General features: G+C 70.2%; 18 protein-coding genes and 1 riboswitch. Of the genes, 10 read left to right on the top strand and 8 right to left on the bottom strand.

The features are described from left to right. The first annotated feature begins 3 nt into the window (after positions 1-3). Positions 4-2,277: a helicase-associated domain-containing protein gene (locus HNR30_RS32905; RefSeq protein ID WP_181614013.1), complete on the top strand. Its 2,274-nt coding sequence runs from the start codon at positions 4-6 to the stop codon at positions 2,275-2,277. 18 nt (positions 2,278-2,295) lie between these two features. Next, entirely contained in the window at positions 2,296-3,750 is a 1,455-nt protein-coding gene (locus tag HNR30_RS32900) for a class I adenylate-forming enzyme family protein (RefSeq protein ID WP_181614012.1), read from the top strand. Here HNR30_RS32900 and HNR30_RS32895 read toward each other — a convergent pair. After that, the gene (locus tag HNR30_RS32895; RefSeq protein WP_181614011.1) at positions 3,733-4,341 is read right to left on the bottom strand and encodes a DUF998 domain-containing protein; all 609 of its coding nucleotides are present in this window, start codon (positions 4,339-4,341) and stop codon (positions 3,733-3,735) included. The two genes, HNR30_RS32900 and HNR30_RS32895, sit on opposite strands and share 18 nt — an antisense overlap. 129 nt (positions 4,342-4,470) lie before the next feature. Between HNR30_RS32895 and HNR30_RS32890 the strand changes: the two genes are divergently transcribed. Genes HNR30_RS32890 through HNR30_RS32875 form a run of 4 tightly spaced genes read left to right on the top strand, consistent with a single transcriptional unit; the run spans position 4,471 to position 8,786 of the window. Continuing rightward, on the top strand, positions 4,471-4,788 hold the full coding sequence (locus tag HNR30_RS32890; RefSeq protein WP_181614010.1) for a YciI family protein: 318 nt from the start codon (positions 4,471-4,473) through the stop codon (positions 4,786-4,788). Next, positions 4,789-6,735, top strand: a complete 1,947-nt coding sequence (locus HNR30_RS49575; RefSeq protein ID WP_181614009.1) for a DUF6596 domain-containing protein — start codon at positions 4,789-4,791, stop codon at positions 6,733-6,735. Further along, positions 6,732-7,103 carry a hypothetical protein gene (locus tag HNR30_RS32880; RefSeq protein WP_181614008.1) on the top strand — a complete coding sequence of 124 codons (372 nt, stop codon included), beginning with the start codon at positions 6,732-6,734 and terminating at the stop codon, positions 7,101-7,103. Before HNR30_RS49575 ends, HNR30_RS32880 begins: the two co-directional genes overlap by 4 nt. Before the next feature lie 36 nt (positions 7,104-7,139). Further along, positions 7,140-8,786, top strand: a complete 1,647-nt coding sequence (locus HNR30_RS32875) for a DNA repair helicase XPB (protein ID WP_181614585.1) — start codon at positions 7,140-7,142, stop codon at positions 8,784-8,786. Positions 8,787-8,974: 188 nt separating this feature from the next. On the opposite strand, the gene HNR30_RS32870 is transcribed toward HNR30_RS32875, so the two are convergent. Further along, on the bottom strand, positions 8,975-9,292 hold the full coding sequence (locus HNR30_RS32870) for a hypothetical protein (protein ID WP_181614007.1): 318 nt from the start codon (positions 9,290-9,292) through the stop codon (positions 8,975-8,977). 110 nt (positions 9,293-9,402) lie between these two features. Here HNR30_RS32870 and HNR30_RS32865 point away from each other — a divergent pair, with 110 nt between their 5' ends. The 3 genes from HNR30_RS32865 (at position 9,403) to HNR30_RS32855 (ending at position 13,240) form a co-directional block, all read left to right on the top strand. After that, on the top strand, positions 9,403-11,385 hold the full coding sequence (locus HNR30_RS32865; protein WP_181614006.1) for a HelD family protein: 1,983 nt from the start codon (positions 9,403-9,405) through the stop codon (positions 11,383-11,385). An 85-nt stretch (positions 11,386-11,470) separates the two neighbouring features. Then, positions 11,471-12,793 carry an FAD-binding oxidoreductase gene (locus tag HNR30_RS32860; RefSeq protein WP_181614005.1) on the top strand — a complete coding sequence of 441 codons (1,323 nt, stop codon included), beginning with the start codon at positions 11,471-11,473 and terminating at the stop codon, positions 12,791-12,793. Between the two features lie 30 nt (positions 12,794-12,823). Beyond that, positions 12,824-13,240, top strand: a complete 417-nt coding sequence (locus tag HNR30_RS32855; protein WP_181614004.1) for a GNAT family N-acetyltransferase — start codon at positions 12,824-12,826, stop codon at positions 13,238-13,240. 56 nt (positions 13,241-13,296) lie between these two features. Here the strand turns inward: HNR30_RS32855 and groL are convergent, their stop codons facing one another. The 6 genes from groL to HNR30_RS32825 all read right to left on the bottom strand — a co-directional run bounded on the left by groL (position 13,297) and on the right by HNR30_RS32825 (position 18,718). After that, positions 13,297-14,925, bottom strand: a complete 1,629-nt coding sequence (groL, locus tag HNR30_RS32850) for a chaperonin GroEL (RefSeq protein WP_181614003.1) — start codon at positions 14,923-14,925, stop codon at positions 13,297-13,299. 195 nt (positions 14,926-15,120) lie between these two features. Further along, positions 15,121-15,837, bottom strand: a complete 717-nt coding sequence (locus HNR30_RS32845; protein ID WP_181614002.1) for a hypothetical protein — start codon at positions 15,835-15,837, stop codon at positions 15,121-15,123. A gap of 144 nt (positions 15,838-15,981) precedes the next feature. After that, positions 15,982-16,182, bottom strand: a complete 201-nt coding sequence (locus HNR30_RS32840) for a cold-shock protein (protein ID WP_068927743.1) — start codon at positions 16,180-16,182, stop codon at positions 15,982-15,984. Between the two features lie 234 nt (positions 16,183-16,416). Further along, positions 16,417-16,692 (bottom strand): MoaD/ThiS family protein, encoded by a 276-nt coding sequence (locus HNR30_RS32835; RefSeq protein ID WP_181614001.1) that lies wholly within the window; start codon positions 16,690-16,692, stop codon positions 16,417-16,419. Beyond that, positions 16,692-17,924 carry a threonine synthase gene (gene thrC / locus HNR30_RS32830; RefSeq protein WP_181614000.1) on the bottom strand — a complete coding sequence of 411 codons (1,233 nt, stop codon included), beginning with the start codon at positions 17,922-17,924 and terminating at the stop codon, positions 16,692-16,694. Before thrC ends, HNR30_RS32835 begins: the two co-directional genes overlap by 1 nt. A gap of 13 nt (positions 17,925-17,937) precedes the next feature. After that, a riboswitch (SAM riboswitch) is annotated at positions 17,938-18,079 on the bottom strand. A gap of 84 nt (positions 18,080-18,163) precedes the next feature. Further along, positions 18,164-18,718: an RNA polymerase sigma factor gene (locus HNR30_RS32825; RefSeq protein WP_181613999.1), complete on the bottom strand. Its 555-nt coding sequence runs from the start codon at positions 18,716-18,718 to the stop codon at positions 18,164-18,166. Positions 18,719-18,735: 17 nt separating this feature from the next. Here HNR30_RS32825 and HNR30_RS32820 point away from each other — a divergent pair, with 17 nt between their 5' ends. After that, positions 18,736-20,151 carry an alpha,alpha-trehalose-phosphate synthase (UDP-forming) gene (locus tag HNR30_RS32820; protein ID WP_181613998.1) on the top strand — a complete coding sequence of 472 codons (1,416 nt, stop codon included), beginning with the start codon at positions 18,736-18,738 and terminating at the stop codon, positions 20,149-20,151. Positions 20,152-20,161 lie beyond the last annotated feature (10 nt).

Here is a 20,161-nt window from a genome sequence, read left to right as displayed (position 1 = left end):
AGGATGACCTTCACCGATTGGCTCCGGGGCCGCTCCGACGAACAGTTGCGAGCGCTGGTCTCCGCGCGCCCGGAACTCATCACTCCGGTGCCCGCCCATCTCGAAGGTCTGGCCGCGCGGGCCGGCAGCCCGTCGGCGATCGGGCGGGTGCTCGACCGCCTCGACCGCTTCTCCCTGTCGGTGGTGGAGGCGCTGGCCGTCCTCGACGAGCCCGTCCCCGCCGACCGGCTCAAGAGCGCGCTCAACCTGCCCAGGACCCCCAAGCAGACCCTCGAAAGGCTGCGCGGCCTGGCGCTCGTCTTCGGCACCGACAAGGCGCTGCGGCTGGCTCCAGGGGTGCGCGGCGTCCTGGAGGACCCCGCCGGGCTGGGGCCGCCCGTGGCCGACGTCTTCCGCCACCACCCGCCGGAGCAGCTGGCCGAGATGGCCGACGAGATCGCTCCCGGCACGACGGGCACCGGCAAGGAACGCCTGGCCGAGGCGCTCGCGCAGCCGGGCAAGCTGATCGAGGAGGTCTCCTCCGAGGCCCGCACCGCCCTGAACCAGCTCACCTGGGGCCCTCCCACCGGCAGGGTGCCCAACGCCCGCCGCGAGGTCACCACCGCCACCGCCCGTTCCCCCATCGAGGAACTGCTGGCCAGAGGCCTGCTGGCGGCGACCGGCGAGCAGACCGTCACGCTCCCCCGCGAAGTGGCGCTCTACCTGCGCGACGGCCGCGTCCACCACGACGCCCAGCCCAGCCCGCCCAAGCTGGAGGGCACGCCGCGCCAGCAGCCGCTGGCCGACCGCACCGCCGCGGGCCAGGCCTTCGAGCTGGTCCGCGCGGTCGAGGAGCTGTGCGAGCGCTGGTCCGTCGAGCCTCCAGGCGTCCTGCGCACCGGCGGGCTGGGCGTGCGCGACCTCAAGCGCACCGCCGGACTGCTCGACCAGCCCGAGTGGGTGGCCGCGCTGGTCGTGGAGATCGCCCACTCCGCCGGCCTGATCGGCGCCGAGGGCGAGTGGCTGCCCACCTCCGCCTACGACGTGTGGCGCGTCAAGCCCACCGACGAGCGCTGGGTACGGCTCGCGGAGGCCTGGCTGCGCATGGACCGCGTCCCCGGCCTGATGGGTGAGCGCGACGAGAAGGACCGCCCGCTCAACGTCCTCCACCCCGACCTGCGGCGTTCGTCCGCGCCCGGCATCCGGCGGGCCACACTCGAGATCCTGCCGCCCGGACTGGCCCCCAGCCTGGAGTCGGTCCAGCAGCGCCTGGCCTGGGAGCAGCCCCGCCGCCGCGCACTCCTGCGCGACCAGCTGATCGAGTTCACCCTCCGCGAGGCCGAGCAGGTCGGCGTGACCGGGATGGGCGTGCTCTCCACCCACGGCCGCGAGCTGCTCGACGGCGACGTCACCAGCCTGGCCGCCCTGCTGCCCGAGCCCGTCGATCACGTGCTGCTGCAGGCCGACCTCACCGCCGTCGCCCCAGGACCGCTCACCAGCGACCTGAACCGCTGGCTGGCGCTGACCGCCGACGTGGAGTCCAAGGGCGGCGCGACCGTCTACCGTTTCAGCGAGAGCTCCGTGCGCCGCTCCCTCGACGCCGGTCACGGCGCCGACGAGCTGCTGTCCATGCTGGCCCGCCACTCGGCCACGCCCGTGCCGCAGCCGCTGTCCTACCTGATCACCGACGTCGCCCGCCGTCATGGCCGCATCCGGGTCGGCACGGCGAGCGCCTACATCAGGTGCGACGACTCCGCCCTGCTCGACCAGATCACCGCCGACCGGCGGGCGGCACCGCTGCGGCTGCGCAGGCTGGCCCCGACCGTCATCGCCTCGCGCACCTCCCGAGCGGTGCTGGTCGACTCGCTGCGGGCGATGGGCTACGCCCCGGTCGCCGAGTCGATCGACGGCGACGTGATCATCACCCAGCTCGACTCCCGGCGCACCGAGGCGCAGCCCGCGCCGCGCGCCGTCCACACGGCCGTGCTCGATCCCGACGTCGTCGTGGCCGCCGTCCGCGCCATGCGCGCGGGAGACGCGCGGCGCATGCCCGCGGAGGCGCCCACCGGCCAGGTGCCGCGCGGTCCCGCGACCGCGACCATCACCGCGCTCCAGGACGCCATCCGCGCGGGTGTGCGCGTGTGGATCGGCTACCTCGACTCGCAGGGCAACGCCACCTCGCGCATCCTCGAACCCGCCCGCATGGAGGGCGGCTACCTGACCGCCTATGACGAGACCCGCGCGGCCGTCCACCGCTTCGCACTCCATCGGATCACAGGGGTCGCCGATCTCTCCTGACGGAGTTACGTTGACCGCATGACGCAGACTCTGGGGCACCTGGCCGAGCAGTCATGGGAGCGCCTGGGCGACTACGACTCGCTGTTCTACGAGGGCCGGTGGCACCGCAGCCTCGACCTGGCCGCGCGGGCGCGCCGCGTCTGCGGCGGGCTGGTCTCCGCCGGAGTACGGCCGGGCGACCGCGTCGTGGTGATGATGGCGACCTCCCCCGAGGTCCCCGTGCTCTACCAGGCCGTCTGGCTGGCCGGAGCGGTCGTGACACCGGTGGTCTTCCTCGTCGGACCCGACGAGCTGCGCCACATCCTGACCGACAGCGGAGCGCGGCTGGTCGTCACCTCGCCCGAGCTGCTCGACACCGTCAACGCGGCAGGCGTCGACGTCCCTGTCCTCACCGAACTCCCCGAGGCCGCCGAGCACGGCCTGGTCCCCCGCGACCCGGCCGACCTGGCCGCCCTGATGTACACCGGCGGCACCACCGGCCGCGCCAAGGGTGTCATGCTCAGCCACAGCGGCCTGTGGAACGTCTCCCGGGCCGGGTACGACATGTCCCACCAGGAAGGCGTCAACCGCGCGATCGTGCCGGTGCCGCTCTCGCACGCGTACGGGCTGATCGTGACCATCGGCGCCATGCAGGCGTCCGAGCCGCAGCAGGCGGTGCTGATGCGCTGGTTCGAGCCGAAGGCCTTCCTGGAGCTGGCACGCGAGCAGCGGGTGGAGTTCGGCGCCGTCGTGCCCGCCATGCTGCAGATGCTGCTCGCCCAGGACGAGTTCCCCGAGCTGCCCCACCTGCGCTTCCTGACCTGCGGCGCGGCCCCGCTGACCCGCGAGGTGCTGGAGGAGTTCGAGCGCCGCATGCCCGGCGTGCAGATCCTGGAGGGCTACGGGATGACCGAGACCTCCGCGGTGACCACCTTCAACCCGCCGGGCCGCCGCAAGATCGGCAGCGTCGGGCTGCCGCTGTCCGGCTACGAGATCACCATCCGCGACTCGGCCGGGGAGGAGGTGGAGTGCGGCGACGTGGGCGAGATCTGCATCCGCGGCGAGTCGCTGATGCAGGGGTACTGGGGCGCGACCGCCGACGACTCCACCGCCCTGGTCGACGGGGAGCTCTGGACCGGCGACATCGGCTGCGTCGACGACGACGGCTACCTCTACGTCGTCGACCGCAAGAAGGACCTGATCATCCGCGGAGGCTTCAACGTCTTCCCCCGAGACGTCGAAGACGCCCTGAACGAACATCCCGATGTGGTCATCTCGGGAGTCGTCGGGCGTCCTGACGAGCGGGTCGGCGAGGAGGTCGTGGCTTTCGTGCAACTGCGTCCCGGAGCGACGGCCTCGGCCGACGCGCTGATCTCCTGGGCCAGAGACCGGGTCGGCCGGGTGAAGTATCCGCGCGAGGTGCGCTTCGTGGATCACATCCCGGTGACCAGCGTGCTGAAGCTGGATCGTAAGGCCCTACGCGCCCAGCTGTGAGCGGTGCGCGGCCGACAGCCAGAGCATCGCGGGGATCACCCCGGCCGCCAGCACCAGCGAACCGGCCGCCCCGCCGCTCATGGCGTAGGCGTTGGCGACCAGCACCCCGGCCCCGGCCAGCCGCGAGACGACCTTGCCCGCGGTGCTCCCCTGGTGGCGGGCCAGGACGAAGCAGGCGGCACTCAGCGTCAGGAAGGTGATCGAGCCCGCGGCCATGTGGCCCAGCGAGTGCCAGCTCATCGTGGTCGGGATCGCGTCGTAGCCGGCGGGGAAGCCCGCTCCCGGGTCCATGACCAGCAGGCCCGAGGCGATCATCCCGATGCCGACGATCCCGGTCAGCCTGGGCAGCCACACGCTGCCGCTCGTGCGGCGCAGGCCGTACGAACCGGCGACGAACAGCACGCCGGCGACGACGAAGTTGGCGATCTGCAGCCAGCCCAGGTCTCCCAGCGCCAGCATGCTCAGCGGGTGCCTGGTCAGGTCGAACGGCTCGCGCAGGGCGGCCTGGGCCAGCGAGAGCGCGGCCCAGAGCGGGGCGGCGAGCGTGCCGGCGACGAGCAGGGCGCGGGTGGTGGTGGCGATGGCGGTCATGTCGTGTCCCTTTCTCGGTGGTCTCTGCCCAGACGTCGATCGATCGATGTGACAGGGAATGGTTGGCGTTCCCTGTCACATAGGCTGGAGCGACGTGGGGGTACAGGCACCGATCGAAAGGACCGCGAGATGCGCTACCTGATGATGTCCAAGGGTTCCGACACCCCGCCCGACGAGAAGCTCTTCACCGAGATGGCCGCCTTCATCGAGGAGATGTCGGCCGCCGGCATCCTGCTGGCCACCGGCGGGCTCGACCCGGTGGGCATCCGCGTCGCCTCCAAGGGCGACGAGATCACGATCACCGACGGCCCGTTCACCGAGGCGAAGGAGGCCGTGGCCGGCTTCGCTCTCGTCGAGGTCCGCTCCCGGGAGGAGCTGCTGGAGCTCTCCCGCCGCTTCCGCAGGATCGTCGGCGACGGGGAGAGCTTCATCCACCAGGTGTTCTAGGTGGACGCGGCGCGCACGGTCGACGCGGTATGGAAGTTCGAATCCGCGAAGATCATCGCTGGGCTGACCAGGCTGGTGCACGACGTCGGCCTGGCCGAGGAACTGGCCCAGGACGCGCTCGTGGCGGCGCTGGAGCAGTGGCCGGAGTCAGGCGTGCCCGGCAACCCGGGCGCCTGGCTCATGACCATCGCCAAACGCCGCGCCATCGACCACCTCCGGCGCACCCGCCGCTTGCAGCCACTGGAGGAGGAAAGGCGGGAATCACGTGACCCCGATGCCGACCCCGACGACGTCCTGCGGCTGATGTTCCTGTCGTGCCACCCGGTGCTGCCCACCACGCACCGGGTGGCGCTCACCCTGCGCCTGCTCGGCGGCCTGACCGCCGGCGAGATCGCCCGCGCCTTCCTCGTCACCGAGCAGACCGTGACCCAGCGGATCGCCGACGCCAAACGGCTGCTCGCCGCCGAGCAGGTCGCCTTCGACCTGCCCGCGGGACCCGAGCTGGCCGATCGGCTGTCGTCGGTGCTCGGGGTCGTCTACCTGATCTTCAACGAGGGCTACTCCGCCACCTCGGGCGACGACCTCATGCGTCCAGGGCTCGTCCATGAGGCGCTGCGCCTGGGCCGCCTGCTCGCCGAGCTCGCCCCCTCCGAGGCCGAGGTGCACGGGCTCGTCGCCCTGATGGAGATCCAGGCCTCACGCTCGGCCGCCCGCACCGGGCCGTCGGGCGAGCCCGTCCAGCTCCACGAGCAGAACCGGGGGCGCTGGGACCAGCTGCTCATCAGGCGCGGCTTCCAGGCGATGCTCCGCGCCCGCGCCACCGGCGGCACGCCAGGGCCGTACATGCTGCAGGCGGCCATCGCCGTCACCCACGCCCAGGCACGCGGCGCCGCCGAGACGGACTGGGCGCGCATCGCCGCCCTCTACGACCTGCTCGTCCGGCTCCTGCCCACGCCCGTCGTGCACCTCAACCGCGCCGTGGCCGTCGGCATGGCGCACGGGCCCGCCGCCGGGCTCGACCTCGTCGAGCCGCTGCTGTCCGACCCCGCGCTGCGCGACTACCACCTGCTGCCCAGCGTCCGCGGCGACCTCCTCGAACGGCTCGGACGCCACGCGGAGGCCCGCGTCGAGTTCACCCGGGCCGCCGCCCTCACCCGCAATGCGGCGGAGCGGGACTTCCTGCTGCGACGAGCCGACGCCACCGGCTCCGGCCAGGCGGCCGGCCATCTTCGCCCGGAGCCCGGGACTCTCGGCCAGGCCGCCCAGCGTTTCCTCGCGAGCCAGGACCTCACCCCCGCCACGGTCCGCTCCTACACCCAGACCCTCACCCGCCTGCGCCGGAGCCTGGGAGACCGCCTGCCGCTCACCGGCCTCACCCCCGCCCACGTGTCCAGGGTGTTCACCACGACCTGGCAGGAGGCGGCGCCCAGCACCTGGAACCGCCACCGAGCCACCGTGCGCTCCTTCTCGGCCTGGCTGGGCGGCGAGGACCTGGCGGCCCTGCTCCCCCGGCGCCGCGAGGAGCCACGCGCCCACACACCCGTCGACAACACGATCCTCGACGAGCTCCACGACCTGCCCCTGCGGGAACGAACGCTCTGGCATCTCCTGCGCGAATCGGGCGCCCCCGTGACCACCGTCCTGGCGCTGAACGTCGAGGATCTCGACCTCGACGACCGCACCGCGAGCAACGGCGTCTCCTGGCGCAAGCACACCGCCCGCCTCCTGCCCGCCCTGATCGCCGGCCGTCCCTCGGGCCCGCTGTTCCTCACCGACCGGAGAGCCGGGCCAGGCGCCACCGACGTGTGCCCGCATACCGGCAGGAGGCGCCTCTCCTACGAGCGCGCCGAGTACCTGTTCAAGCAGGCGAGCGGCGGCCTGACGCTGAGCAGGCTTCGCCGACGAGCCGGGCAGAACTCGCGAATCGTGATAAATGTAGGACGGTGACCAGCCCTCACGACCCGCAGCCGGGCTACAGCGACTACCAGCCCTACGGCGCGCCGTATGGCCAGCAGCCGCCGCCCACCTCAGGCCACGGCCACCTGCCGCCGGCGGTGCAGCGGACGGTCGAGAACACCCGCACGCAGGCGATCGTCGCCCTGACGGTCAACTTCATCTCGGTGGCCTCGTGCTGCAACGTCTTCGGCCTCGTCGGCGGGATCCTGGCCTGGCGCGCCCTCAGCAAGGCCACCACCGACCTGCCGGGCGCCAAGAGCCTGACCAAGTGGAGCTGGATCGTCTTCGGCACCGGATTCGCGATCATGGCGATCGTGATGGGCATCGCGATCGCCGTCGACACCCGTAACGGCGATTAGGGACTGTTCAGCGCCACTCTCGTGTTGGATAACGATGTGAACAACGGCCCGCTCATCGTCCAGTCCGACAAGACGCTGCTGCTCGAAGTCGACCATGATCAGGCCGACGAGTGTCGCAGAGCCATCGCGCCCTTCGCCGAGCTCGAGCGCGCACCCGAACACGTGCACACCTACCGCGTCACCCCTCTGGCCCTGTGGAACGCCCGCGCGGCGGGCCACGACGCCGAGCAGGTCATCGACGCGCTGATCTCCTACAGCCGCTACCCGGTCCCCCACGCGCTGCTCGTCGACGTGGCCGAGACCATGGCCAGGTACGGCAGGCTGCGCCTGGAGAAGAACCCGGCGCACGGCCTCATGCTGTCGAGCACCGACCGCGCGGTCCTGGAAGAGGTCCTGCGCTCCAAGAAGATCCAGCCGATGCTGGGCGACCGCATCGGCGCCGACGCGGTCGCCGTCCACCCGAGCGAGCGCGGCAACATCAAGCAGGCGCTGCTCAAGCTGGGCTGGCCCGCGGAGGACCTGGCCGGTTACGTCGACGGCGAGGCCCACCCGATCGCCCTGAAGGAAGACGGCTGGACGCTGCGGCCCTACCAGAAGGACGCGGCGGACGCGTTCTGGCACGGCGGCTCCGGCGTGGTCGTGCTCCCCTGCGGCGCCGGCAAGACCATCGTCGGCGCGGCGGCTCTCGCGCACGCCCAGGCGACCACGCTGATCCTGGTCACCAATACGGTCAGCGTGCACCAGTGGAAGCAGGAGCTGCTCAAGCGCACCTCGCTGACCGAGAACGAGATCGGCGAGTACTCCGGCTCCAAGAAGGAGATCCGCCCGGTCACCATCGCGACCTACCAGGTCATGACGGCCAAGCGGAAGGGCGTCTACGCCCACCTGGAGCTGTTCGACGCGCGCGACTGGGGCCTGATCGTCTACGACGAGGTGCACCTGCTGCCCGCGCCGATCTTCCGCATGACCGCCGACCTCCAGGCGCGGCGGCGCATCGGCCTGACCGCCACCCTGGTGCGCGAGGACGGCCGCGAGGGCGACGTGTTCTCCCTGATCGGACCCAAGCGCTACGACGCGCCCTGGAAGGAGATGGAGAACCAGGGCTGGATCGCACCCGCCGACTGCGTCGAGGTGCGGGTGACGCTCCGCGACGACGAGCGGCTGGTCTACGCGATGGCCGAGTCCGACGAGCGTTACCGCTTCGCCGCGACGACGCCCGCCAAGACGCGCGTCACCGAGGCGCTGGTCAGGAAGCACCTGGGCGAGCAGGTCCTGGTGATCGGGCAGTACATCGACCAGCTCGACGAGCTGGGCGAGCATCTCAACGCGCCGGTCATCAAGGGCGAGACCCGCATCAAGGAGCGGGAGGAGCTGTTCCAGGCCTTCCGCGACAAGGAGATCCAGGTGCTCGTGGTCTCCAAGGTGGCCAACTTCTCCATCGACCTGCCGGAGGCGGCGGTGGCGATCCAAGTGTCGGGGACCTTCGGCTCGCGCCAGGAGGAGGCGCAGCGGCTCGGAAGGGTGCTGCGGCCCAAGTCCGACGGGGGCGGGGCCCGCTTCTACACCGTGGTCAGCCGCGACACCGTCGACCAGGAGTTCGCGGCGCACCGTCAGCGGTTCCTGGCCGAGCAGGGCTACGCGTACCAGATCATCGACGCCGACGACCTGCTGAACGAGGTATGACAAAACGCCCGGCCACCGGCCGGGCGTTTCCGTTCCATACCCCACTTAGGTCCAGGAGCATCCACGGGTCATCAAGACACACCCCCCTCACCCGGGTGTCAGGCTAACTCTTGCGTATCACGCCTGAACGCGACATACCCCATGATCCGCGCAATGCACCCCCTATGCCCGGATTTTTCGGTATTGGTCTAGCTCGCGAGCAGCCCACCCAGAAAAAGCACTCCCACCGCTGCAATCCAGGCCACCACACCCGCTCCCATCAGGCGCGCGAACACCCTCTCGTGGTGCCGGGCCGCAGGGAGCACCCAGGCGCCTGCCGTACAGCAGGCCGCCACGGCGGCGAACAGCCCCGACACCAGGTTGACGCCCGCCAGCCGGGCCTCGCACTGGCCGTCGCCCGCACAGAAAGCCTCCAGCCCCCACCCCGCGAACACCGACAGCGCCCACACCGCCGCGAGAAGGAAGCTGGCGACCGTCGGGAGGACCGGGGATATGCCCAAGCGCACGCCCCACTCCTACCCGCCGAAAATGCTTTGGAAGCCTCCGCGCCCGGCGACTAAGCTTGTCGGTTCGCTACCAGGACCGTTACCACCACCTCCCAAGGAGGTCTTTTCGCATGCCCGTAGACCAGCTGGCTCCCGACATACTGGCCTCGGAACAAGCCCATCTCGCCGAATCCCGCAAAGCGCTGCAGGCCATGCGTGAGCACGCGCAGTCGCTGTCGTCCGACGCCGCCGGCGACTGGGTCTCCCAGCAGATCCTGCAATCGCTGCTCGACCAGCGGGTCGCCGCCCTGGCCGACCACCCGGACACCCCGCTGTTCTTCGGCCGCCTCGACCGCAACGCCGACGACGACCTGCCGCGCACGATCTACGTCGGCCGCCGCCACGTGCACGACGGGCACAGCAAGCCGCTCGTCATCGACTGGCGCGCCCCCGTCTCGCGCGCCTTCTACCAGGCCAGCCCCGGCGACCCGATGGGCGTGCACCTGCGCAGGCGCTTCGGCTACCACGGCGGCAAACTGACCGCCTTCGAGGACGAGCCCCTCGACACCGGCGCCGACGTCGGCCCCTCGAGGATCCTCACCGAGGAGATCGAGCGCCCGCGTACGGGCCCCATGCGCGACATCGTCGCCACCATCCAGCCCGACCAGGACGAGATCGTCCGCAGCGACCTCGGCACCACCGTGTGCGTGCAGGGGGCGCCCGGCACCGGGAAGACCGCCGTCGGCCTGCACCGAGCCGCCTACCTGCTGTTCACCCACCGCGAGAAGCTCGCCCGCGCCGGGGTGATGATCGTCGGGCCGAACAAGGCGTTCCTCTCCTACATCTCCTCGGTCCTGCCCGCGCTGGGCGAGGTCAAGGTCGACCAGACCACCGTCGCCGACATGCTCGGCACCCCGGGCGCCACGGAAGAGCCCGAGGTCGCCGCGCTCAAGGGCTCGGCCCGCATGGTCGACGTCCTCGAACGCGCGTTGTGGGCGCACATCGTCAAGCCCACCGAGGGCGTCGTCTACACCCAGGGCGTCTACCGCTTCCGCGTGGCCGACCACGAGGTGCGCGAGATCGTCGCCTCCCTGCGCGGCACCACCCGCTACAACCCCGGACGCGACGCGCTCACCCAGCGCATCGCCCACCTGGTGCTGGTCCGCATGGAGCAGCGCGGCGAGTCGCCCGACGACCGCGTGCACGACAAGGTCGCCCGCTCCAAGGAGGTCAAGGCGGTCGTCGAATCCGTCTGGCCCAAGCTGACTCCCCAGCAGGTCCTGTTCAAGCTGCTCTCCGACCCGGAGTTCCTCGCCAAGGCCGCCAGGTCCGACCTGACCGCCGAGGAGCAGCAGCTCCTGCTCTGGCGCAAGCCGTACCGCGGCGCCAAGTCCGCCAAGTGGACCGCCGCCGACGCCGCGCTCCTCGACGAGCTCAACGACCTCATGGAGCGCACGCCGTCGCTCGGCCACCTGGTCGTCGACGAGGCGCAGGACCTTTCCGAGATGCAGCTGCGCGCCCTGGGCCGGCGCTGCCGCACCGGTTCGGCCACCGTCCTGGGCGATCTGGCCCAGGGCACCACGCCGTGGTCGGTCAGCTCGTGGGAGACCGTCCTGAAGCACCTGGGCCAGGCCTCGGGCGAGGTCACCGAGCTCACCCTGGGCTTCCGCGTGCCGCGCGAGGTCCTCGACTACGCCGCCCGGCTGCTGCCCTCCATCGCCCCCCACCTCGCCGCGCCCCGCTCCCTGCGCCCCGGCGCCGGCTCCCTGTCGGTGCGTCCTGGCGGCTCGCTCACCGAGGCCGTGACGCAGGCGCTCGACAAGGAGGGCTCGATCGGCGTCATCGTGCCCGACGCCCGGGTCGACGAGATCGCCCAGGAGCTCGGAGCGCCGGTCCTCGGCCCCGACTCGACCGAGGACCACCGCCTCCTCGTCGTCCCGGCCTCGCTGGTCAAGGGTCTGGAGTACGACCACGTGATCGTCGTCGAGCCGGCCGACATCGTGGCCGCGGAGACCCGCGGGCTGGCCCGGCTGTACGTGGTGCTCACCCGTGCGGTCACCTCGCTGACGGTCCTGCACGACCGTCCGCTCCCGGAGCAGCTGGCCGCCGGATAGCGAAACGGTCCAGGCCGCCCACAACCGGCGCACAAGCGCGGTCGCCCACCCTGGTGCTCGACAACGAACACCCTGGGGGAATCACATGATCAACGATGTCCGAGGGCGCGTGCTGTGCCCGGGCGACGACGGCTTCGAGGCCGCGGCCACACCCTGGAACCTCGCCATCATCCAGCACGTCAGCGCGGTAGTGGAGGCCGAGGACGCCTCCGACGTGGCCGCGGCCGTACGCCATGCCCGCCTGACCGGCCGCGCCGTGACCGTCCAGCCCGGCGGCCACGGCGCCACGCCCGGCCTCGACGGCGAGATCCTGGTGCGTACCGGCCGGATGCGGTCGGTGGAGGTGCGCCCGGAGGAGCGGCTCGCCCGGGTGGAGGCGGGGGCCTCGTGGGGCGAGGTGCTCACGGCGGCGGGCAAGCACGGCCTGACCGGGCTCGCGGGCAGTTCGCCGGTGGTGAGCGTGGCGGGGATGAGCCTCGGCGGCGGCCTGAGCTGGTTCGGTCGCGCCCACGGGCTGGCCGGCAATGCCGTGCGGGCCCTGGAGGTGGTCGACTCCGAGGGTGCGCACGTGCGCGTGACGGCCGACTCCGACCCCGACCTGTTCTGGGCGATGCGCGGCGCGGGCGGCGACTTCGGCGTGGTGACCGCGATGGAGATCGCCCTCTTCCCCGCTTCCGTCCTGTACGGCGGGCGCCTGCTCTGGCCCGCGAACCGCCTGGAGCAGGTGCTCTCCGCCTTCCGCAAGATCACCGCGGACGCCCCCGACGAGCTGAGCCTCTGGTTCACCACGATGCAGTTCCCGCCCCTGGACTTCGTGCCGGAGCCGCTGCGTGGCCTGCACGTCGTCCTGGTCGACTGCGCCTTCCTCGGCGACGCCGCCACGGGCCGCGAGCTGCTGCGCCCGCTGGAGCGCATCCCCGGCGTCATCTTCGACACCCGCGACGAGCTCCCGGTGAGCGAGCTGGGCTTCATCTGCGCCGAGCCGGTCGAGCCCATGCCCTCGCAGCACCGCGCGGAGCTGCTCACCGACCTCGACGACGCCACGACCGCCACCCTCCTCAAGGCTGTCGCCCTGGGCCAGGTCACCCCGGACGTGGTCCTCCAGATCCGTCACCTCGGCGGCGCGCTGGCCCGGCCGGACGCCGACGCGGGCGCCTGCGGCCACCTGGCGGAGCCGTACCTGGTCAACCTGCTCGGCATGGCGGGCGAGGAGACCGGAGCGCGGCAGGCCGGCCTCTCCCTGGCCCTGGCCCCCCACGTCAGCGGGCGCAAGCCGTACACCTTCCTCAACGAGGGCGAGGGCGCCGCGGCGGCCTTCCCCGAGGCGACGCTGGCCAGGCTGCGGCGGATCAAGCGGGCACGCGACCCGCAGGGCCTGTTCCGCTCCAACCACCCCGTGCTCGGCTGACCTGAGGTCACGCTGCTAGGTTGGCGGGCCATGAACATCCGGTACGGCACGCCAGAAGAGATCCCCGCGCTCCTGGATTTCTGGGTCCTGGCAGCCGAGGGCACCGATCGGCGCGACTCTCCCGACAAGGTCGCCGCCCTGCTGGAGCGGGATCCGCAGGCCCTCCTGGTCGCCGAGATCGACGGCGTGACGGTGGGCACGCTCATCGCGGGCTGGGATGGCTGGCGCGCCCACCTCTACCGGCTGGCCGTCCATCCCGGACACCGTCGCAAGGGCGTCGGCTCCCGGCTCATCAAGGCCGCCGAGGAGCGCTTCGCCCAGTTCGGCGCCTTCCGCGTGGACGCCATGGTGCTGCACGACAACGACCTCGCCCACCACGCGTGGAAGGCCGCGGGCTACGCCGTCCAGCCGGAGTGGGGCCGCTGGGTCAAGCCGCTGACCCCTTGAGAACGCCGAAGGGCGGTTCCCCGCCGGGGAACCGCCCTTCAACGTGTCAGCTGGACTTAGAAGTCCATGTCTCCGCCGCCGGGCATGCCGCCGGGAGCAGCCGGGGTCTTCTCCGGCTTCTCGGCGATGACAGCCTCGGTGGTCAGGAACAGCGCCGCGATGGAGGCGGCGTTCTGCAGAGCGGAGCGCGTCACCTTCGCCGGGTCGATGATGCCCGAGTCGAACATGTTGACGTACTCGCCGGTCGCGGCGTTGAGGCCCTCACCCGGGGTCAGGTTGCGGACCTTCTCCACCACGACGCCGCCCTCGAGGCCGGCGTTGACGGCGATCTGCTTCAGCGGCTCCTCGAGAGCCTTGCGCACGATCGCGGCACCGGTGGCCTCGTCGCCCTGGAGCTCGAGCTTGTCGAACGCCTTGGCGCCGGCCTGGATCAGAGCCACGCCACCGCCGGGGACGATGCCCTCCTCGACGGCCGCCTTCGCGTTGCGAACGGCGTCCTCGATGCGGTGCTTGCGCTCCTTGAGCTCGACCTCGGTCGCGGCACCCGCCTTGATGACGGCGACGCCACCGGCGAGCTTGGCCAGGCGCTCCTGGAGCTTCTCGCGGTCGTAGTCGGAGTCGGTGCGCTCGATCTCGTTGCGGATCTCGTTGACCCGGCCGGAGATCTGGTCGGCGTCACCGGCGCCGTCGACGATGGTGGTCTCGTCCTTGGTCACGACGACCTTGCGGGCGCGGCCCAGCAGGTCGAGCGTGGCGGACTCGAGCTTGAGACCGACCTCCTCGGCGATGACCTGACCACCGGTGAGGGTGGCGATGTCGCCGAGCATGGCCTTGCGGCGGTCGCCGAAGCCGGGGGCCTTGACGGCAACCGACTTGAACAGGCCGCGGATCTTGTTGACGACCAGGGTGGCCAGAGCCTCGCCCTCGATGTCCTCAGCGATGATCAGCAGCGGCTTGCCCGACTGGACGACCTTGTCGAGCAGGGGCAGCAGGTCCTTGTTGGCCGAGACCTTGCTGTTGACGATCAGGATGTAGGGGTCCTCGAGGACGGCCTCCATCCGGTCGGGGTCGGTCACGAAGTAACCCGAGACGTAACCCTTGTCGAAGCGCATGCCCTCGGTGAGCTCGAGCTCGAGCCCGAAGGTGTTGCTCTCCTCGACGGTGATGACGCCTTCCTTGCCGACCTTGTCCATCGCCTCGGCGATGAGCGCGCCGATCTCGGCGTCGGCGGCGGAGATGGAGGCGGTCGAAGCGATCTGCTCCTTGGTCTCCACGTCCTTGGCCAGCTTGGAGAGCTCCTCGCTGACGCGCTCGACGGCGGCCTCGATGCCCTTCTTCAGGCCCATCGGGTTGGCGCCGGCGGCAACGTTGCGCAGACCCTCGCGTACGAGAGCCTGAGCGAGCACGGTGGCGGTGGTGGTGCCGTCACCAGCGACGTCGTCGGTCTTCTTGGCGACTTCCTTGACGAGCTCGGCCCCGATCTTCTCGTACGGGTCCTCGAGCTCGATCTCCTTGGCGATGGACACACCGTCGTTGGTGATCGTGGGGGCGCCCCACTTCTTCTCCAGCACGACGTTGCGGCCCTTCGGGCCAAGGGTCACCTTGACGGCGTCAGCGAGCTGGTTCATGCCGCGCTCGAGACCGCGCCGGGCGTCCTCGTCAAACGCGATCATCTTGGCTGCCATAAGGCTAGACCTCCCAGATGAGGGTGGCTTGCAAATGGGACCGAGCCGAAGCCCGCGACGGCATATAGGTCTGCAACTCCATGCGGCAGACCCCATCGTCCCGATCCGATTGTTGGCACTCTAGTAGCTAGAGTGCCAACGAACTGTTTAGCACTCTACCCGGTCGAGTGCAAGCGAGCGAACCAACGGCGCAGTTCAGCGGGTGTTCACCAGCTCGAGAATCTCGGGGCGTACGAACGCCTGCGCTTCGGCGTACGGCACGGCGACCCAGCGGATGTCGGCGCACTCCGGCGTGTGCCCGCGCCAGCCGACCAGGACGTTGTCGGCGGTGAAGGCCAGGGCCGAGGTCGGGACGAAACGGCAGGCACCCTCGACGGGGTGCGTCGGCCTGCGGACGAGCTCGCCCAGCCGGGCGAGGCCGACCTTGAACAACTGCCTGGGCGTGAACACCTGGCCGGTGGTGAGGTCGACGGTGATCCCAACGGGGAACTTGTACGCCGCGCCATGAGGGAAGAGCGGGTCGCTGACGTCCATGGCGGCCGACAGCAGTCGCGGCCCCTTCAGCCCGATCTCGACGGTCAGCCCCTGGTTCATCTCGACGCCGTCGACGTCCTGCTTCTTGGAGCGCCGCGTGTAGCGGGCCTGCGCCTGGTCCAGCGGCGCGTACAGGGCGCGGTTGACCGTCTGCTGGAGCACGGGGTCGGCCAGCCCGGTCACGGCCAGGTACTCCGCGCCCGCGGCCGAGTAGCCGGCGACGCGCGGACCGTCGCCCACACGCTTGACCGTCACCTGGAGCTCGGCCGGTTTCTGCGTCGCCTTCTTCTTGACCGGGGCGCTGGGACCGAGCAGGTACGCCAGCACTGTGAACACGGCGGCGACCGCTACGACAGCAGGCAGGATCCACTTGGGCACGGCGTGGAACGCTAGCCCAATCCGTCACGTTTTGCCCACCGGGAAACGGAGACGAGTGAAGGCCAAAGGCCGGGTCATGGAAAGTGGCCCGGCCCCTGAGCCCGGGAGGGGCGTTCGCGTCACGCGAACCGCCGACTGTTGGTGTCAGACTGCCCGGACAGACTCGGCCTGGGGGCCCTTCTGTCCCTGCGTGATCTCGAACTCGACCCGCTGGCCCTGCTCGAGAGACCGATAGCCGTCCATCATGATCGCTGAGTAATGGACGAAGACATCCTTACCACCGTCTACCGCGATGAAGCCGTAGCCCTTGTCCGCGTTGAACCACTTGACGGTGCCCTGCGCCACTTCCGACTCCTCTAACTGGGCTCCGGACCTCGCCCATTCCTCTCGCGACATCCGGGGTCATGCGGACTTAACACGAAATCAAGCCAGACGACCGCATCGACCATACCTGTGGCATGCCTTTGAAGAACAGAGTCAAGCGGAAAACTACTTAGCGCGACATTTCCTTTAAGTTTGAAATTTTTGCCCCAGAACGACGACAGGCCCCCTCGGGGGCCTGTCGGACGCGAGTACGGCTCAGCCGCCGGCGACCGCGGGGATGATGGAGATCTGAACACCCTCAGGCGTCGCGGTGTCGAGGCCTTCGGCAAATCGGACGTCCTCTTCGCCAACATAAACGTTGACAAAACGCCGAATCTTGCCCGATTCATCCAGAATTCGAGCGCCGATACCCGGGTAGTCGGCGTCCAGCTTCTGAAGGACGTCACGAAGGGTCGCGCCCTCGCCACTTACGTCCGAGCTACCGCCCGTGTAAGTGCGCAGAATCGTCGGAATCCGCACCGAAACACTCATTAGATAACCTTCCTAAACGCGTCGAGCGACGGCTTGATCACCGCGCTGGGCGCGGCCACGGACGAGACGGCGTCCAGCGTCTTGAGGCCGTCGCCGGTGTTGAGCACCACGGTGTCAAGCTCGGGGTCGAGCTTGCCCGCCTCGACGAGCTTGCGCAGCACACCCACGGTAACCCCGCCCGCGGTCTCGGCGAAGATGCCTTCCGTCTCGGCGAGGAGTCTGATGGCCGAGACGATCTCGGGGTCGGAGACGTCCTCGACCGCACCGCCGGTGCGGCGGGCGATGTCGAGCACGTACGGTCCGTCGGCGGGGTTGCCGATCGCCAGCGACTTGGCGATGGTGTCGGGCTTGACCGGCTGGACCACCTCGTGACCGGCCTTGTAGGCCACGGAGACGGGCGAACAGCCGGTGGCCTGCGCGCCGTACACCTTGTAGGGCTTGTCGTCGACCAGGCCGAGCGCGATGAGCTCCTTGAAGCCCTTGTCGATCTTGGTGAGCTGCGAGCCCGAGGCGATCGGGATGACGATCTGGTCGGGCAGGCGCCAGCCGAGCTGCTCGGCGATCTCGTAGGCCAGGGTCTTGGAGCCCTCGGCGTAGTAGGGCCGGAGGTTGACGTTGACGAAGCCCCACTTCTCGCCGATCGGGTCGCCGATCAGCTCGGAACAGAAGCGGTTGACCTCGTCGTAGGTGCCGTCGATGCCGATCAGCTTGCCGCCGAAGACCCGGGCCATGGCGATCTTGGCCTGCTCCAGGTCGGCGGGGATGAAGACGCAGGCCTCGAGTCCGGCGCGGGCCGCGGCGGCGGTCACGGCGCCGGCCAGGTTGCCCGTGGACGAGCACGACAGGGTGTGGAAACCGAAGTTGCGCGCCGCCTCGACGGCGATGGCGACCACCCGGTCCTTGAAGGAGTGGGTGGGGTTGCCCGAGTCGTCCTTGACGTACAGGGACTTCAGTCCCAGCGACTTGCCCAGGCCCTCGGCCTTGACCAGCTTGGTCCAGCCGGGGTTCATGTTGCGCTTCTGCTCGACGTCACCGGGGACCGGGAGCAGCTTCTTGTAGCGCCAGATGTTGGCGGGGCCGGCCGCGATCTCCTCGCGGGTGACCGTGCCGAATTCGTAGGCCGCCTCGAGCGGCCCGAAACACTCCAGGCACGCGAAGCTGGGGCCGAGGTCGTAGCGCGCACCGCACTCGCGACAGGACAGGGCGACAGCGGGGCCGAAATCAAGCGACATGAAGCGAGGCCTTCCCTCATCTTCGCCTGCGGCCGCCTTGACCGCAGACCGGATTTGGCACCTTGTCCCGGCCGGCCTCGTCACGTCACGAGCGCGTCTCCGGGAGGGTTGCCGGGGCTTCGCAGGGCCGGTCCCTCCACCCCTCTGGATGAGCAATATGAAGTTGTGTTGCTGACCTGCACTCTACCTGGAGCCCAGCGTCAAGCAACTCGTCGTCTCAGCAGTCGAGATGATCCGTCTCAGCGATAGTCCTCCCCGAGCTGGCCCTGCACATATTTGCGGGCCTGGTGAATCCGGGATTTGGCAGTGCCCAAAGGGATGCCAAGCTGCTCGGCGACCTCGTTGTAGTCGAGCTGCACGATGTCTCTGAGCACCAGAGCCTGGGCCAGGTCGGGCTTGTCGGCCTCCAGCGCCTCCATCGCGTCGAGCAGGTCGAGGCGCGACCCGGCGATCACGCTCACCCGGCGCACGTCGGGCTTCTGCATCGGCAGTTCGTCGGAGGTCTGCTCGGCCGCCCGCCGCTTCAGCGAGCGGTAGGTGGTGCGCGCGCAGTTGGCCGTCACGATGTGCAGCCAGGTCGAGAACCTGGCCCGCCCCTCGAAGCGCCCGATGTTGCGCGCGACGGCCAGCAGGGTGTCCTGGCAGGCCTCTTCGGCGTCCTGGTGGTAGGGCAGTATCCGGGCGCAGTGGCGCAGCACATCGGGCTCGATGCGCTTCAGGAGCTCGCCGAGCGCGCGGTGGTCACCGGCCGCGGCGGAGCGTGCAAGTTCCTCGGTTAGCTCATCAAGCGCCATAGAGAGATCCTAGAAGCATGAACAGCGTCCTGGTGGCCTCGAACCGTGGCCCCGTCTCCTTCACCGTCTCGGACGAAGGCGCGCTCATCATGAAGCGCGGCGGCGGCGGGCTGGTCTCCGGCCTGTCGGGGGTGGCCAAGAGCAACGGCGTGCTCTGGGTCTGCGCGGCGCTCTCCGACGGCGACCGCAGTGCCGTACGGCAGGCGCCAGGGGGCCGCCTCGACCAGGCGGGGTATGACACGGGTGCGTTGCGCATGCTGGATATTCCTCCCGCCACCTTTCATCGTGCTTACAACGCGGTTGCCAACTCGACACTCTGGTTCGTCAATCATCTCCTGTACGACATCCCCAACGCACCGTTGTTCGGCACCCGGTTCGAGCGCGAGTGGGAGTCCTACCGCGACTACAACGGCGCCTTCGCGCTCGCGCTGGCCGAGGAGGCCGGTCACGAGGCGCGGGTCATGGTGCAGGACTACCACCTGACGCTGACCCCGGCGATGCTCAGAGCCGAGCGCCCCGACCTGCGCATCGCGCACTTCAGCCACACCCCGTGGGCGCCCCCGGAGTATTTCAGCCTGCTGCCCGACGAGGTGGCGCGCGAGGTGCTGGAGGGCATCCTGGGCGCCGACCACGCCGGGTTCCTGACCGAGCGCTGGGCGCAGGCCTTCGCCGACTGCTGCCGCCACCTCCTGGGCGCGGAGGTCTCCGGGGGCGGCGTGACCTACGAGGGGCGCACCACGAACATCGGCGTGCACAGCCTGGGGGTCGACGGCGACTCGCTCTGGCAGCGGGCCTGCGAGCCCGACGTCGAGTCGCACATGGCCGCTCTCAGGGAGCAGACGGGCAACCGCCGCCTGATCGTCCGCATCGACCGCACCGAGCTGTCGAAGAACATCGTGCGCGGCCTGCTGGCCTACCGGGAGTTCCTCGCCGCCCATCCCGAGTGGCACGGCCGGGTGGTGCACCTGGCCTTCGCCTACCCCTCGCGCCACGACCTGCCGGAGTACCGCGAGTACACGGCGGCCGTGCAGCGCTGCGCCAAGGAGATCGAGGACGAATACGGCACCGAGGACTGGGACCCGCTGATCCTCAACGTCAACGACGACTACCCGCGCAGCCTGGCCGCCTACCGCCTGGCCGACGTGCTGCTGGTCAACCCGATCCGCGACGGCATGAACCTGGTGGCCAAGGAGGGCCCGATCCTCTCGGACAGGTGCGCGCTGGTGTTGTCGCGCGAGGCGGGGGCGGCCGCGGAGCTCGGCGGCGACGCCATCGTGGTCAACCCCTACGACGTGGGCGAGACCGCCCGCGCGCTGCACTCCGCGCTGGTCATGGACGAGGACGAGCGCCTGCGCAGGGCGGCGAGCCTGCGAAGGGCCGCGACCGCGCTGCCGCCGGAGAAATGGCTGTCGTCCCAGCTTGATGCCCTTTAGTACGCTTTGC

The sequence above is a fragment of the Nonomuraea soli genome, assembly GCF_013761175.1.
In the GTDB taxonomy this organism is placed as follows: Bacteria; Actinomycetota; Actinomycetes; order Streptosporangiales; family Streptosporangiaceae; genus Nonomuraea; species Nonomuraea soli.
The sequence above is the reverse complement of the archived record's forward strand: the minus strand, read 5'-3'. Positions and strand labels throughout refer to the sequence as shown.

Bases quoted from the DNA above. Each gene is read 5' to 3' on its own strand.
- HNR30_RS32900 (WP_181614012.1), top strand. From the start codon at position 2,296: ATGACGCAGACTCTGGGGCACCTGGCCGAGCAGTCATGGGAGCGCCTG.
- HNR30_RS32855 (WP_181614004.1), top strand. From the start codon at position 12,824: ATGAACATCCGGTACGGCACGCCAGAAGAGATCCCCGCGCTCCTGGAT.
- HNR30_RS32905 (WP_181614013.1), top strand. From the start codon at position 4: ATGACCTTCACCGATTGGCTCCGGGGCCGCTCCGACGAACAGTTGCGA.
- groL (WP_181614003.1), bottom strand. From the start codon at position 14,925: ATGGCAGCCAAGATGATCGCGTTTGACGAGGACGCCCGGCGCGGTCTC.
- HNR30_RS32835 (WP_181614001.1), bottom strand. From the start codon at position 16,692: ATGAGTGTTTCGGTGCGGATTCCGACGATTCTGCGCACTTACACGGGC.
- HNR30_RS32890 (WP_181614010.1), top strand. From the start codon at position 4,471: ATGCGCTACCTGATGATGTCCAAGGGTTCCGACACCCCGCCCGACGAG.
- HNR30_RS32895 (WP_181614011.1), bottom strand. From the start codon at position 4,341: ATGACCGCCATCGCCACCACCACCCGCGCCCTGCTCGTCGCCGGCACG.
- HNR30_RS32865 (WP_181614006.1), top strand. From the start codon at position 9,403: ATGCCCGTAGACCAGCTGGCTCCCGACATACTGGCCTCGGAACAAGCC.
- HNR30_RS32825 (WP_181613999.1), bottom strand. From the start codon at position 18,718: ATGGCGCTTGATGAGCTAACCGAGGAACTTGCACGCTCCGCCGCGGCC.
- thrC (WP_181614000.1), bottom strand. From the start codon at position 17,924: ATGTCGCTTGATTTCGGCCCCGCTGTCGCCCTGTCCTGTCGCGAGTGC.
- HNR30_RS32860 (WP_181614005.1), top strand. From the start codon at position 11,471: ATGATCAACGATGTCCGAGGGCGCGTGCTGTGCCCGGGCGACGACGGC.
- HNR30_RS32820 (WP_181613998.1), top strand. From the start codon at position 18,736: ATGAACAGCGTCCTGGTGGCCTCGAACCGTGGCCCCGTCTCCTTCACC.